This is a genomic window from Rubricoccus marinus (genome assembly GCF_002257665.1).
Taxonomy (GTDB): domain Bacteria; phylum Bacteroidota; class Rhodothermia; order Rhodothermales; family Rubricoccaceae; genus Rubricoccus; species Rubricoccus marinus.
Map to the genome: position 1 here is coordinate 776,203 of NZ_MQWB01000001.1, position 13,260 is coordinate 789,462.

Sequence of the window (13,260 nt, forward strand, 5' to 3'; positions counted from 1 at the left end):
GTCCCGGGTGCCCTGGCTAGCTTCGCCTCCCACCTTCCGCCCCTGTGATCCCGCGCCCGCCCACGCTCTACCTCCTCCTCGTGGGGCTGTTGCTGGCGGCGGCGTGGACCTGGGGAGCCCTCGCCGAGCCGAGCGGCTGGGGCGACACCGAGGACTACACGGCGCAGGCCGACAACCTCCTCGCCGGCCGCGGCTGGTCCACCGACACGCCAGAGGCCACGCGCGACGATCCACGGCTCGCGAGCCGGCGCCTACCGGGCTACGGGGCGCTGTTGGCGCCGATCCGCGCCGTCAGCCGCGCGCCTGAGCTTCTGGCGCTGGTCCAGAGCCTTCTCGCGCTGGGCCTCGCGTGGGGCCTCTGGCGCGTCGCCGCGCGTCTCGGGCCAGACCGCTGGCGGCCTCTGGCGCTCGGCATCGCGCTCGCGCCCGCATGGTGGATCGCGGCGCAGGTGCCGCTGGCGGATCTCCCATTCGCGGCGCTCCTGTTCGTCGCGACCGAGCGCGTTGTCGCGTTTTCGGAGCGCCAGAGGCCGCGCGATCTGGCGCTCGTGCATGTCGTCCTGGCCGCCGCGTTCCTGCTCAAGCCCGTGCTGCTCTACTTCTGGCCCGTCGCCGCATCACTGACGGGCTGGATGCTGTGGCGCGCCCAACGCACGGCCTCTGGCGACGCCGCGCTCGCCTCCGGCCTCGCAGCACACGCTTCCGGCGCCAGAGGCTACTGGCCGGTCGCGCTGGCTTGGTTGATCCCGCTCCTCGCGCTGGGGTTCGCGGCCGCGCACGGCACGCAGACGGGCCACGCCGAGGTGACGAGCCTGCAAACGCAGAACCTCTGGCAGCAGAACGCCCGCCGCGCGATGCTCCGCACCGGCGACGAGGCCGAGTACGAGGCCACCGACGCGCGCCTGGCCGTGATCCCGACCTACGCCGAGCGCCAGAGGCGCACCGCGGCCACGGCGAAGGCCGCCGTTTTCGAGCGGCCGCTGGCGTACGCCGCCGTCCACATGACCGGCGTCGCCGCGTTCGCGCTCGATCCTGGCCGCTACGACCTCGCGCTGTTCTTCGAACTCCCCGTGGGATCGACCGGGGCAATGGACGCGGCCTCGCGCGGGGCCGCGCCTCTGGCGAGATTCCTGGGCAACCAGCCGTGGCCTCTGGCGCTCGTGCTCGGGCTCCTCACGCTCTGGAACGCGGCGGTCGCCGTCGCCTTTCTCGTGTGGTGCTGGCGCGGGCCGGTCTCCCCCGAGGTGCGCGCGTGGTGCTTCCTGCTCGTCGCCTACGTCGCGTTCGTGACCGGGCCGGTGGGCGCGGCGCGGTACCGGCTGGCCGTCGTCCCGATCCTCCTTCTCGCGCTTCCCTGGGCGTGGGACCAGTTCCGCTCCCGCTTCCGACACCCCGCCGCATGAGCCAGCCGAAAACCGCCGTCGTGATCGGCGCCGGACCCGCGGGGCTGACGGCCGCGCTCGAACTCTCCCGCCGCACGGACCTGAAGGTGGTCGTGCTGGAAGCCACCGACGCGATCGGCGGGATCTCGCAGACGGTCGTCCACGAGGGCAACCGCATCGACATCGGCGGGCACCGCTTTTTCAGCAAGTCCGACCGCGTGATGCACTGGTGGCTGGACGTGCTCCCGCCAGAGGCCTCGGGCGTGGCGGACATCGCGTACCAGGGCAAGTCCCGCGAGATCGCGCTGGAGAGCGCTGGGCCTCTGGCGCCGGAGGTGCCCGCGATGATGCTCCGCCCACGCCTCTCGCGCATCGTCCACGGTGGGCACTTTTTCGACTACCCGATCTCGCTCTCGCCCGCCACGCTCCGCAAGCTCGGCGTGCGCCGCACGGCCCGCATCGGCGGCTCTTACGTGCGCCAGAGGCTCCGCCGCAAGAGGCCGGTCGTCACGCTGGAGGACTTCTTTATCGACCGCTTCGGGCACGAGCTCTACGCCACGTTTTTCCGCGACTACACGGAGAAAGTCTGGGGCGTGCCGTGCGATGAGATCCCGGCCGAGTGGGGCGCGCAGCGCGTCAAGGGGCTCTCGGTCACGACCGCCATCCTGCACTTCCTCCGCAACATCGTGGGGCGGGACAAGACGGCGGGGCAGAAGGGGACGGAGACGAGCCTGATCGAGCGTTTCTTGTACCCGCGCCGCGGGCCGGGCGAGATGTGGGAGGAGGTCGCGCGGCAGGTCGAGAACGCGGGCGGCGAGATCCGCTTCAACACCCGCGTGGACGAACTCGGCCTGGAGGATGGCCGCATCACGCGCGTTTCGGCGACCGCGCAAGAGGCCTCTGGCGGCGAGCGCGTCACCTTCGAGGAGCCCGCGCTGGTGGTCTCCACGATGCCGCTCCGTACGCTCGTCAGTTGCGTAGATGGTCCTGTCGCGCCAGAGGCCCGCGAAGTGGCCGAGGGGCTCGTCTACCGCGACTTTCTCATCGTGGGTCTGCTCATGGACCGCCTCGCGGGCGCCACGCCGCAGGACCCGGACTGGCTGGAGGACAACTGGATTTACATCCAGGAGCCCGGCGTGCGCGTCGGCCGCCTGCAGGTGTTCAACAACTGGAGCCCGTACATGGTGGCGGACCCGACCAAGGCGTGGGTCGGCGCCGAGTACTTCGTCAACGAGGGCGACGACCTCTGGCGCATGTCCGACGCCGACCTCGAAACGTTCGCCTCGGGTGAGCTGGCGGACATCGGCCTCGCCGCCAGAGGCGACGTGCACGGCAGCGTCGTCGTGCGGATGCCGAAGGCCTACCCGGCCTACTTCGGCACGTACGACCGCATCGGCGAGCTGCAGGCCTGGCTGGACGGGATCGAGAACCTCGCGCCGGTCGGGCGCAACGGCATGCACCGCTACAACAACCAGGACCACTCCATGCTGACGGCCATGACGGTCGTGGACCAGTGGGTGGCGGGCGCGCGCGATCCCGCCGCGGTCTGGCAGATCAACGCCGAGGAGGACTACCACGAGGAGAAGTAGGCGCGTCGCCAGAGGCCCGGGACGGCTTCGTATCGTGCGGCCTCTGGCGACCCGATTCCTGATCCCGAACGCGTCTGATGGACACTTCTCCCCCTGCAGAAGAGCCGACTGCTGAGCCCGAGGTCTCGGCCGACATGGTGGCGCAGCTGTTCTTCGACTTCCTCCGCCAGCTCTCGACGCTCTCGCTCGCGGCGGCGGGCGGCACGGTGACGCTTATGCAGACCGTGTTCGCGGACTCGGAGCAGCAGGCCGTCCTTGTCGGCGGCGTGATTGCGCTGTTCCTCGCGGCGCTTTTCGCGCTCCAAACGCAGCAGGTGCTCGTGGAGCGGCTCGCGCAGGGCACCCAGACGCTCAAGCCTGACGGCGGCTGGCTGGCGAAGCTCAAGATGAACCGCACGTCTGCCAACGAGCAGCGTCTGATGTACCTCGCGTTTGGCCTGTTCGGCGCTGGCCTCGCTCTCGTCGGCCTTGCTGTCGTCACCGACTTCCTCCTGTAGCCGCCTCTGGCGCCAGAGGCCGCCCTCGCGATGCCCCGTCAACTCACCCTCGTGGCGCTCTACGGCGAGAAGCGGAGCCCGGCGTTCGTGGAACTCGTCGGCACGTGCCAGCGGATCGCTGCGGGCGTTCTGGGTGAGGCGTTCACGCCCTACGCGATGGAGCAGGTGCACGCGACGATCGTCGGCCTGGAGCGGCACGCGGTGGGCGCGATTGGCAACGCCGCCTTTGCACAGCTTCGCGGGCGCGACGAGCCGATGGACATTGCCGGGTTCGTCCGCCACCTGCGGGCGAGCGCGCACCTCCCGATGCGCATCCAACTCGGAGGCTTCCGGGAGGGCGAGCTGCCCCACCTCAGCCGCGGTCCCTCGCCGTATGAAGGCTCCGTGGCCGTCCGAGGCGAGACCGCCGTCCTCGTCGGTTGGCCCGTTCCGCGCCAGAAGCCGGCGCGCGCTACGCAGGAAGTCTCTGGCGTCCGGCCGCTCGACTCTATCCGCCGCGAGGCGCAGCGCTTCGGCATCCTTCACCGATACCACCCCACGCCTGCGAGCACCGACGATGACTTCTTTTTCCGCATTGGTCTCGTCGCCTCTGGCGCGCCAGAGGCCCGGATGGCGCTCGCCGAGAGGCGCATCCGTGCGGCCATGAGTGAGCAGGCGCCGGTTACGTTCAGCGTCGGGCTCCACGATCTCTCGCTTGTCGCCTACACCGATACCACGTTGCCGCCAGGCTCCACGGAGTCCTGGCCGCTGACGGACCCCGGGCTCGACGCCGCGTTCCTCGCGGGCCTCTACGCGTAACCCGCCTGGCCTCTGGCGCCAGAGGCCAGGGCGCGTCAGGGCGCGCCCGTGGCCGCGGCCCGGATCGGCTCCGGCAGCGAAACCGGCCGGCCCGTCTCGCGCGAGACCCACACGATCACGCCGGTCATCTCGCACATGACCTCGCCGTCCACGAGCAAGCGGTACGGCTGCTTGAGCGAGGACCGGCCGGGCTCGCCGCCGAGCACCTGCACCTCGACCGTCGCCGGGTGCACGATGGGCCGCTTGAAGTCGGCGGAGATGGAGGCCAGGATGGGGCCGGACTCCGACCAGTCGCCGTCGAGCGCGCTGTGCATCCACTCGATGCGGGCCTGCTCGGCGTAGGTGAAGTAGCGCGCGTTGTTGACGTGGCCGAGGGCGTCCATGTCGCCCCAGCGGACGGGGATGCGGGACGTGTGGAGGATGGGGAGGTCTGTCATGGGATGGGGGAGAGGGCGCCGCCTACGCGGCTCGTGCGCCAGAGGCTCCGGGCGCGCGCCGTGGCCCTCCGGGCGGGCCGCTGGCGCCCGAGGCCCGGCGTGGGACCGCACGGCGAATCCCGCCAGAGGCCTCTGGCGCCCCGCGTCCGCGCGAGTAGCTTCCGGCCGCTCCCCATAGCCCCCATGCGCGCCATCATCGTCGGCGCCGGAGACGTCGGCTACGACGTTGCCCGGATGCTCTCCCTCCAGCGTCACGACGTGACGGTTATCGACACCAACGCGGAGCGGGTCGCGAACGTCCGCGAAACGCTCGACGTGCTCGCCATCGAGGGGTCCGGCACGAGCGTGGCCACGCTGCACGAGGCGCGGATCCTGGACGCGGACCTCTTGGTGGCCGTGACCGACGTGGACGAGGTGAACATCATCGCCTCGATGATGGCCGAGCGCGTGGGGAAGTCCCCCGACGCGACCGTCACGATTGCGCGCGTCCGCTCCGGCGAGTTCACCGGCGACGACGCCGTGATGAAGCTCGCCGACTTCGGGATCGACCACATCATCCACCCGGAGCAGTCCACGGCCAACGAGGTCATCTCGCTGCTCCGCCGCGCCTCGGCGACCGACGTGGTGGACTTCTGCGGCGATCGCGTCCAACTCGTGGGCCTGCGCGTGGACCCGGAGTCGCAGGTGATCGGCATGACGCTGGCCCAGCTGGCGCAGGTGGGCAGCCACCTCGCGTTCCGCGTCATGGGCATCGCCAGAGGCGTCCGCACCATCGTGCCGAGCGGCAAGGCGACCATCCAGCGCAACGATCAGGTGTTCGTCCTCGTCCCGAGCGGGCAGGTCGGCCAGGTGGCACACCTGCTGGGCAAGGAAGCTGGCAAGCTCCGCAGCGCGATGATCCTCGGCGGCACGAACGTCGGCGCGCGCGTCGCCGCCGGGCTCGCCGTGCGGACGGGCCGAGGGCGCGACGCTTTTGAGATGCAGGTCAAGCTCGTCGAGTCCAGCCGTAGCCGCGCTGAGGCGTTGGCCGAAAAGCTGGAGGGCGTGCTCGTGCTCCACGGAGACCCCGCCGACATCGACTTCCTGGCGCGCGAAGGCCTCGCCGAAACCGACGCCGTGGTGGCCGTGACGGCGGACGAGGAGTCCAACCTCGTCTCGTGCCTCATGGCCAAGCACCTCGGCGTCAAGAAAACCGTCGCGCTGCTCTCCAAGAGCTCCTACATCCCCGTCGCGCAGACGATTGGCCTGGACGCGGCCGTAAGCCAGAAGCTGGCCGTCAGCCGCGAGGTGCTGCGCTTCTTGCGCGGCGCCCACGTCCGCTCCGTCGCCACCGTGCAGGGCCTCGACGCCGAGATCCTCGAACTCGTGGCCGACCCCGGCTCTCGCATTACGCGCGGGCCGCTGATGACGCTCAAGCTGCCCTCTGGCGTCCTCGTGGGCGCCGTGGTCGGCGACCGCGTCGAGATCGCGACGGGCCAGACCGTGGTGCAGCCCGGCACCCGCGTGATCGTTTTCGCCACGCCCGAGCGCGTGGGCGACGTCGAGGCGCTGTTCGCGGGCCGGTGAGCGGGGCGCGGCCTCTGGCGCGGTGCAGGGCGCGGAGTACCGGGTACTCCACAGGTGAGGCACGTGGCGGCGTCAGGGGCCTCCGTCGATTCCCGTCGCCTCGTGTGAAGGCGTCGGCATCGTTGTGGTCGCCCCTCATTCCCACCCTGAGCGAGCGTAGCGGAACCGGCTCCAGACCGAACGGAGGAATGGGGCCTACATGCCGTGAGCGCCAGAGGTCTGTCCAGCGCGCGAGCACCTGTCGCATGGATCCCTCGGGTGCGCCGGACGCGCCGACCTCACTCCGCGAGAGGCCTTGGGCGCTCGCGCAGAAGCGTACCCCGTACCCCACACTCCGTACCCGCCCGGGTACCCACCCGCCTCTGGCGCAAGAGGCCACCGACTACTCCATTTCGTGACTCTCGATTACAAGTCCATCGCGGGCGTGCTCGGCGCCCTTCTCGGGGCGCTCGGCGTGTCGCTGCTGGCGCCGATGGGCGTGGCGCTGGCCTACGGCGAGGCCGAGTGGTGGGGCTTCGCCGTGACCGCGGCCGGCTCGGTCGCGCTCGGCGGCGGGCTCTGGGCCGCGTACCGCCCGAAGGGGGAGCTCCGCGTGCGCGAGGGCTTCGCGATCGTGGCGACGGCGTGGTGGGTGCTCTCCCTCGTCGGCGCGCTGCCGTGGGTGATGACCGGCGTGCTGGACTCGATGTCCGACGCCTTTTTCGAGGTCATGAGCGGCTTTACCACGACGGGTGCCACGATCCTGGGCGGGGCCGACACGCCCGCCATTGAGGCTGTGCCCAACAGCTTCCTGTTCTGGCGGAGCCTCACGCACTGGCTGGGCGGCATGGGCGTGGTCGTCCTCGCGATCGCCGTGCTCCCCATGCTGGGCGTGGGCGGCATGCAGCTGTTCAAGGCTGAGGTGCCCGGCCCGAGCGCCGACAAGCTCACGCCGCGCGTGACCGAGACGGCGAAGAGGCTGTGGGCCATTTACGTCGGCCTCACCTTTATTCAGGTGCTCCTCCTCCTGCCGGTGATGAGCGTGTTCGACGCCGTCAACCACGCGTTCGCAACGCTGGCCACAGGCGGCTTCTCGACGGAGAACGGCAGCGTGGGCCAGTACGGGTCGGCGTACATCGACTGGGTGATCACCATTTTCATGCTGCTGGCGGGCATGAACTTCGCCCTCCACTACCAGCTCCTCCACCGCAACGTATCGGTCCTCTGGAAGAACGAGGAGCTCCGCGTCTACTTCGCCATCGTGCTGGGCGCGACGGCGCTGCTGACGTTCTCGCTTTGGAGCCCGACGAACAACCTCCTCCCCAGCCCCGTCACGCTCAACGGCCAGGTGGTCCTGGCCTCTGGCGAGACGGCGCCAGAGGGCGGCGGCGTGGACGTGTCCGAGTCGGTCACGACCGACGCGCCGCGTGCGGGCGGGGATGACATCGGCGGCGGCGCGGGCACCGAGCCGACTGAGATCCGCGGCCGTGAGGTCATCACCTACGATTCGTTCGCCGACGCGCTGCGCTACTCCGCTTTCCAGGCCGCCGCCATCATCACCACAACGGGCTTCGGCACGGCCGATTACGAGGTGTGGCCGCCTCTGGCGGTGGGCGTCCTGCTCGCGCTGTTCTTCGTGGGCGGTATGGCCGGCAGCACCGGCGGCGGCGTCAAGGTGGTCCGCGTGCTGCTGATCCTCAAGAACTCGTTCCGCGAGATGCGCCAGCTTGTGCACCCGCAGGCCATCCTGCCCATCCGGCTGGACCACCGCGTGGTCCCGGACGGCATTATGCGCAACGTGCTCTCGTTTATCGTGCTCTACATCGGCCTGATCGGGCTGGGCACGCTCGCGATGGCCTTTCTCGGCCTGGACTGGATGAGCGCCTTTACGTCCACGTTCTCGTGCGTGGGCAACGTGGGACCGGCCTTTGGCACGATGGGGCCGACGGAGAACTACACGCACGTGCCCGAAGTGGGCAAATGGGTGCTCTCGCTGCTCATGATGGCGGGCCGTCTGGAGATCTTTACGGTCCTGCTCCTCTTCACGCCCGGCTTCTGGAAGCGATGAAACACCTGGTCCTCTTCCTCGCGCTCTTCGCGCCTCTGGCGCCCTTTGCTCAGACCTCCGAAGCCACTGAGGAAGCCGTCCGCGAGTTGCTCGCTCTTACCGGAGCGGAAGAGACGCATGAGCGCGTTCTGGTGATGTTGACCGACGCCATTGCAGAAAACAACGCCGCCATTCGAGAGCACCGTGCCGTCGTGGACGAGTTCTACGCCCGGTATTACCCCTGGGCGGAGGTGGAGGCCGCGCAGATCGCGATCTACTCGGACGTGTACACCGAGGCCGAGATACGGGAGCTCATCGCGTGGTACCGCACGCCAATCGGGCAGAAGTCGCTCCGTCTGATGCCTGAGCTGCAGCGCCGGCTGATGGAGGCCGGCCAAGACATCATTCGCCCGCATATCCCGGAGTTGGAGACCATGCTGCTAGAGGCCATCTCGCCACCGCCGCTCGCGTTGCCCGCTCCTAAAAAGGGATGAGTGTCCGGCCTCTGGCGCCAGAGGCCGGACGCGGCGCGTGAGCGTCTACGCCAGAGGCGAAACGGCGGCGGCGGGGAGGTCCAGCATGGTCCGGAGGCCCGGCCGCGAGGCCGCCACGCGCGGGACGCTGTTCACGACGGCCGCGACGGTCGCGGTGTCGCCGAACGTGCCGCCTTCCACGACGACTTCCATGGGCGGGTCGCCGGCGATGCTCACGCGGTCCTCGTCCTTGGCGCCGACGGCCATCGTGAGCGTGAGGGTGGCGCGGAGCACGCCGCCGGTGCGGACCTCGGCGGTCTGGTGGATGCCCGCCACCTGGCCGGGCTCGACCGTCGCGTGCTCAGTCGTGTGGGCCGTCATCGCCATGTGAGGGCCAAAGGTCTCGGAGAACTCGGCGTCGTTCCAGCCCATGCCGGCCGCGAGGGCGCGCGCGCTCTCGATCATGCCGATGTGACCAAAGCCGCCGGCCTCTTCCTTGGCGCGGAACTCGGACTCGGTCAGCCCGGCGCCGACCTTTTTCTGCAGCGGCCCGCGGCGGCGGCCGGCGTCGACCGAGCGCGACACGTCCACGCGGTCCACGCTGGCACACACGCCGCTGAGCACGACGGGCAGCAGGTCCATCACGAAACCGGGGTTGACGCCCGTGCCGACCACGGCGACGCCTCTGGCGCGTGCGGCCTCGTCGATCCGGCGCGAGAACGCCTCGTCGCGCGCGAAGGGCCAGAACAGCTCCTCGGACGACGAGACGACGTGCGCGCCGGCCTCGATGCACGTCATAAGCTGCTCCTCGATCGCGGGCAGGAACGAGATCGTGGTGTGGAGGACCACGTCCGGCTTGAGCTCCGCAAGCGCCTCCGACGCGTCATCGCGCACGGTCACGCCAGAGGCGTCTTGGCCGAGCACGTCGCCGATGTCGCGGCCGACGCGGTCGGGGTGGAGGTCGAGGGCGCCGACGAGCTGGAGGTCGGAGCGTTGGAGGACGAGGCGGGCGCAGGCCTGGCCGATGGGGCCGAGGCCGAACTGGACGACGCGGAGCATAACGGGGTGTAAGGAGAAGCGCGAAGGTCCCGCCCGGGGCCTGCTGGCGCAAGCCGAGTTGAGCCTCTCGCGAGCCCGCTTGCGTCTTTGGTGATAATCTTGGGGCCATGCCCGATCCCACCGCTCTGCCGCTTTGGCTTCAGACCGCCCTCTCGGATCACCGGGAGGATTTCGACGCCGTCGACCTCGCCTCTGGCGACGCGCTATTCGCGCAAAACGACGCCCCTGACGCGCTTTACGTTGTCCGCGAGGGCACACTGGACGTGCTCGTGCAAGGGGCTGCCGGCCCCAAAGTGGTAGCGCAGGTGGAGGCCGGTGGCGTGGTCGGAGAGATGGGACTCCTAACTGGCCAGCCGCGCACAGCGGGCGTCCGCGCCGCCGCCCCCACGCGCCTCTGGCGCCTGCCGCGCGAGGCCTTCGAGCGGCTCCGCCACGAGTCGCCGGCGTTGGACCGCGCGCTCGCGCAAGAGGCCGTCCCGCGGTGGCAACGTGTGCTCCTGACCACCGCGTTCCAGCGCCTCTTCGGCTCGTCGATCGACGTGAGCGCGTTGCACGACTTGCAGCAGCGCGTCCTCTGGCGGACGCTGGAGAGCGGCGAGGCCGTCTGCCGCCAGGGCGACGAGGGGAACTCGATGTACATCATTGTGAGCGGGCGCGTGCTATTCGAGGTGGAGCGGCCCGATGGGAGCACGTTCGTCGTGGGTGAGGCGGGCGCAGGCGAAGCCGTCGGCGAGTTCGCCCTGATGACCGACGCGCCGCGCTCGGCGTCGGTCGTGGCCGTGCGGCAGACCTCCTACGTCGAGATCGGACGCGAGCTGTTTACCGAGCTCGTGGCCGCGCACCCCGCCATCCTGTTCTCGCTCACGCGCCAGCTCGCCGAGCGCCAGAGGCGCGCCCACACGCACGGCTCCGCCTCGCTCGCGCCGCCCACGCTGACGGTGACGCTGATGCCCACACACGACGGGCTGGACGTCCGGCCTCTGGCGGAGGCTCTGGTCGCGGAGCTGAACCGGACAGGCCGGGCGCGGCTGATCTGCAAGGAGGCCGCAGAGCGGGCGCTCGGGGAGGGGACTGCCGAAACGCGGCAGGGCGACCCGTTGCATGCCGTCATGGTGCAGTGGCTCAACGAGCAGGAAGCGGAAGCCGAGACGCTCGTCTTCCTCGCCGACGCCGACTGGAGCCCGTGGAGCGCCCGCTGCATTAGCCGCTCCGATAGCGTCTTCTTCGTCGCGAGGACCGACGCCGACCCCGCGCCGAGTGCCGCCGAGCGCCGATTGGCCGACTCCGGCTCGCGCGCAGACCGCCGCTTGGTGCTGTGGCATCCGCCGTCCACGGAGGCGCCATCTCACACGCTTCGCTGGCTAGAGCCGCGGCCCGGCTACACGCACTATCACGTCCGCGAGGGCGACGGCGCCCACGTCGCACGCCTCGCGCGGCACATCACGGGGACGGCCGTCGGCCTCGTGCTCGGCGGCGGCGGCGCCAGAGGCTACGCGCACGTCGGGCTGTTCCGCGTCCTGGAGGAAGCCGGGGTGCCGGTGGACTACGTCGGGGGGGCCAGCTTCGGCGCCTTGATCGGCGCCAAGCGCGCGACAGAGATGCCCACGAGCCAGCTCCTGTTGGAGTGCGCGGACTTCGCGGACAACCGCCGGCTCTTCGACCGGACGCTTCCCGTCGTGGCTATGAACGCCTCCCACAGGCTGACGGCGGCTTGCCAGGCGCTCTACGGCGATCAGCAGATCGAGGACCTCTGGGTGCCGTACTTCGCGATGGCGGTCAACCTCACGCGCGGCGAGTCGGTCGTGATCGAGCGCGGGCCGGTGTGGCTGGCCGTCCGGAAGTCCATCGCCGTGCCGGGCATCTTTTCGCCCGTGGTGGAGGACGGGGAGCTGTTCGTGGACGGCGGCGTGCTCAACAACTTCCCCGTGGACGTGATGGTGCGCAAGAGCGGCAGCGACCGCGTCATCGGCGCGCGGATCGCCGCTGGCGGCACCACACCCCGCGAGTACGACATGCTGACGGGGCACTCCGGCTGGCGTGGCCTCTGGCGGCAGATCAACCCGTTCGCGCGCTCGCTCCGCCTCCCGACCCTGAGCCGGGTGCTCACGCGTACACTTTTCGTGGGCAGCGCCCCGCTGAGCGACCTCAACTCGACGCGCACGGACGTGACCGTGGTGCTCGACATCCACGCAGGTCTCCTCGATTTCGAGCCGTACGAAGAGATCGCAGCCACGGGCTACGAGCAATCCCGCGAGCCCATTCTGGAATGGGTCGCTCGGCAACCGGATTTGGCGCGGACGCCTTCGGCGAGGCGAGCCGCCGCCTAAAGCATGCGCCAGGAGGCCGGGCCTCTGGCGCCAGAGGCCCGCGCGGCCATCAGCCGGGGATCACGTAGTCCAGCCGCGCGCCCCGGGCGTCCACGTCCAGGCGGCGGCGGAACCGGGCGGAATCGCCAGGGGCCACGTTGTTGACCGTGAACCGCTCTAGGTCGCCGATCGGCAGGTTCTCGGAGCCGAGCAGGCGCACGCCCAGGTCGGCCACGATCGCGCGATCCGTCCCGTTGACGACGAGGCCGGAAAGCTCGGGGTACCCGACTTGTTGGCGGATAAGGCGGAGGTCGGTGACCTGGATCTGGCCGGTCGGCTCGTCTTCGCCGCAGCCCGCCAGAGGCAGGAGCGCGAGAGTGAGGCACAGGGCAGCGAAGTACTTCAGCATCGGAGGGGGTGAGATTCCGGGAGCGACAACGGGGGACCCCCCCGGCGCGGTGCCCGGGACCTGAAACAGGCCCCTCGCGAGGGAACGAGCCGAATCTAGAGGCCGGCAGCGTGGGTAGATGGCGAAAACCGGGCGCAACCGCAGGCCCCGAAGGGCTTACCGCAGCATTACGTCCGTCACGGTGTAGCCCACTTCCTCGTCGGCGATCATCTCGTTCCGGTCGATGTAGAGCGTGGCAGGGAAGCCCAACTCGGGGTCGTAGGTCACGTCTACGCGGGCGGCGCCGCTGGCGTACGCCTCCGCGAGCAGCTCGAAAAGCGCGTCGATCGTCACCACGCGGTCCGTCGGGAGCGCCTGGTCCTGGAACTGGACGGACGCGACCGCATCGTCCTCGACGCGGACATCGAACGGGCCGCGGTAGTCCTCCGGGCAGAAGCACGACCGGTGGAGCGTCATCGTGTACGTGTCGGCGCCAGAGGCCTCCCAGCGCGCACGCGCCTGGGCGAGATTGGTGGCGGGGCCGACGCGCGTCTGGGCGCAGCCGGCAAGCGTGAGGGCGACGAGGAGCAGGAGAGAGCGCATGGATAGACGGGTGGGGAGAGGGGAAACGCAGGGGACAGCCGCAGGCGTGCGCGGCCGTCCGAGAGAGGCGAGGCCTCTGGCGCCAGAGGCTACCCGCCAGTACGGACCGCGCTCGGCAACCGCTGCAGGGCCACGC

The 13,260-nt window shown here is 70.2% G+C and carries 12 protein-coding genes; 8 read left to right on the forward strand and 4 right to left on the reverse strand.

Annotation, left to right across the window (positions count from 1 at the left end; genetic code table 11):
- Positions 1 to 44: 44 nt before the first annotated feature.
- The 4 genes from BSZ36_RS03050 to BSZ36_RS03065 all read left to right on the forward strand — a co-directional run bounded on the left by BSZ36_RS03050 (position 45) and on the right by BSZ36_RS03065 (position 4,266).
- Complete coding sequence (locus tag BSZ36_RS03050) at positions 45 to 1,403, forward strand: hypothetical protein (RefSeq protein ID WP_094545886.1); 1,359 nt, start codon at positions 45 to 47, stop codon at positions 1,401 to 1,403.
- Positions 1,400 to 2,971: an NAD(P)/FAD-dependent oxidoreductase gene (locus tag BSZ36_RS03055; protein ID WP_094545888.1), complete on the forward strand. Its 1,572-nt coding sequence runs from the start codon at positions 1,400 to 1,402 to the stop codon at positions 2,969 to 2,971. The genes BSZ36_RS03050 and BSZ36_RS03055 overlap by 4 nt, the downstream gene beginning before the upstream one ends.
- 77 nt (positions 2,972 to 3,048) lie before the next feature.
- On the forward strand, positions 3,049 to 3,468 hold the full coding sequence (locus BSZ36_RS03060) for a hypothetical protein (RefSeq protein ID WP_143536733.1): 420 nt from the start codon (positions 3,049 to 3,051) through the stop codon (positions 3,466 to 3,468).
- Between the two features lie 30 nt (positions 3,469 to 3,498).
- Positions 3,499 to 4,266 carry a hypothetical protein gene (locus BSZ36_RS03065; protein WP_094545892.1) on the forward strand — a complete coding sequence of 256 codons (768 nt, stop codon included), beginning with the start codon at positions 3,499 to 3,501 and terminating at the stop codon, positions 4,264 to 4,266.
- Between the two features lie 35 nt (positions 4,267 to 4,301).
- Here BSZ36_RS03065 and BSZ36_RS03070 read toward each other — a convergent pair whose 3' ends face one another.
- Positions 4,302 to 4,703, reverse strand: a complete 402-nt coding sequence (locus BSZ36_RS03070) for an acyl-CoA thioesterase (RefSeq protein WP_094545894.1) — start codon at positions 4,701 to 4,703, stop codon at positions 4,302 to 4,304.
- A gap of 183 nt (positions 4,704 to 4,886) precedes the next feature.
- Between BSZ36_RS03070 and trkA the strand changes: the two genes are divergently transcribed.
- The 3 genes from trkA to BSZ36_RS03085 all read left to right on the forward strand — a co-directional run bounded on the left by trkA (position 4,887) and on the right by BSZ36_RS03085 (position 8,789).
- Complete coding sequence (gene trkA / locus BSZ36_RS03075; protein WP_094545896.1) at positions 4,887 to 6,269, forward strand: Trk system potassium transporter TrkA; 1,383 nt, start codon at positions 4,887 to 4,889, stop codon at positions 6,267 to 6,269.
- Positions 6,270 to 6,663: 394 nt separating this feature from the next.
- A complete protein-coding gene (locus BSZ36_RS03080; protein ID WP_094545898.1) occupies positions 6,664 to 8,316 on the forward strand; it encodes a TrkH family potassium uptake protein in 1,653 nt (550 codons plus the stop codon).
- Positions 8,313 to 8,789: a DUF2059 domain-containing protein gene (locus BSZ36_RS03085; protein ID WP_179270988.1), complete on the forward strand. Its 477-nt coding sequence runs from the start codon at positions 8,313 to 8,315 to the stop codon at positions 8,787 to 8,789. Before BSZ36_RS03080 ends, BSZ36_RS03085 begins: the two co-directional genes overlap by 4 nt.
- A 45-nt stretch (positions 8,790 to 8,834) precedes the next feature.
- On the opposite strand, the gene BSZ36_RS03090 is transcribed toward BSZ36_RS03085, so the two are convergent.
- Positions 8,835 to 9,827 carry an NAD(P)H-dependent amine dehydrogenase family protein gene (locus tag BSZ36_RS03090; protein ID WP_094545902.1) on the reverse strand — a complete coding sequence of 331 codons (993 nt, stop codon included), beginning with the start codon at positions 9,825 to 9,827 and terminating at the stop codon, positions 8,835 to 8,837.
- Between the two features lie 107 nt (positions 9,828 to 9,934).
- Here BSZ36_RS03090 and BSZ36_RS03095 point away from each other — a divergent pair, with 107 nt between their 5' ends.
- Positions 9,935 to 12,154 (forward strand): cyclic nucleotide-binding domain-containing protein, encoded by a 2,220-nt coding sequence (locus BSZ36_RS03095; protein ID WP_094545904.1) that lies wholly within the window; start codon positions 9,935 to 9,937, stop codon positions 12,152 to 12,154.
- Between the two features lie 49 nt (positions 12,155 to 12,203).
- On the opposite strand, the gene BSZ36_RS03100 is transcribed toward BSZ36_RS03095, so the two are convergent.
- The gene (locus BSZ36_RS03100; protein WP_094545906.1) at positions 12,204 to 12,542 is read right to left on the reverse strand and encodes a hypothetical protein; all 339 of its coding nucleotides are present in this window, start codon (positions 12,540 to 12,542) and stop codon (positions 12,204 to 12,206) included.
- 156 nt (positions 12,543 to 12,698) lie between these two features.
- Positions 12,699 to 13,124 carry a DUF6174 domain-containing protein gene (locus tag BSZ36_RS03105; protein ID WP_094545909.1) on the reverse strand — a complete coding sequence of 142 codons (426 nt, stop codon included), beginning with the start codon at positions 13,122 to 13,124 and terminating at the stop codon, positions 12,699 to 12,701.
- Between the last annotated feature and the right edge of the window lie 136 nt (positions 13,125 to 13,260).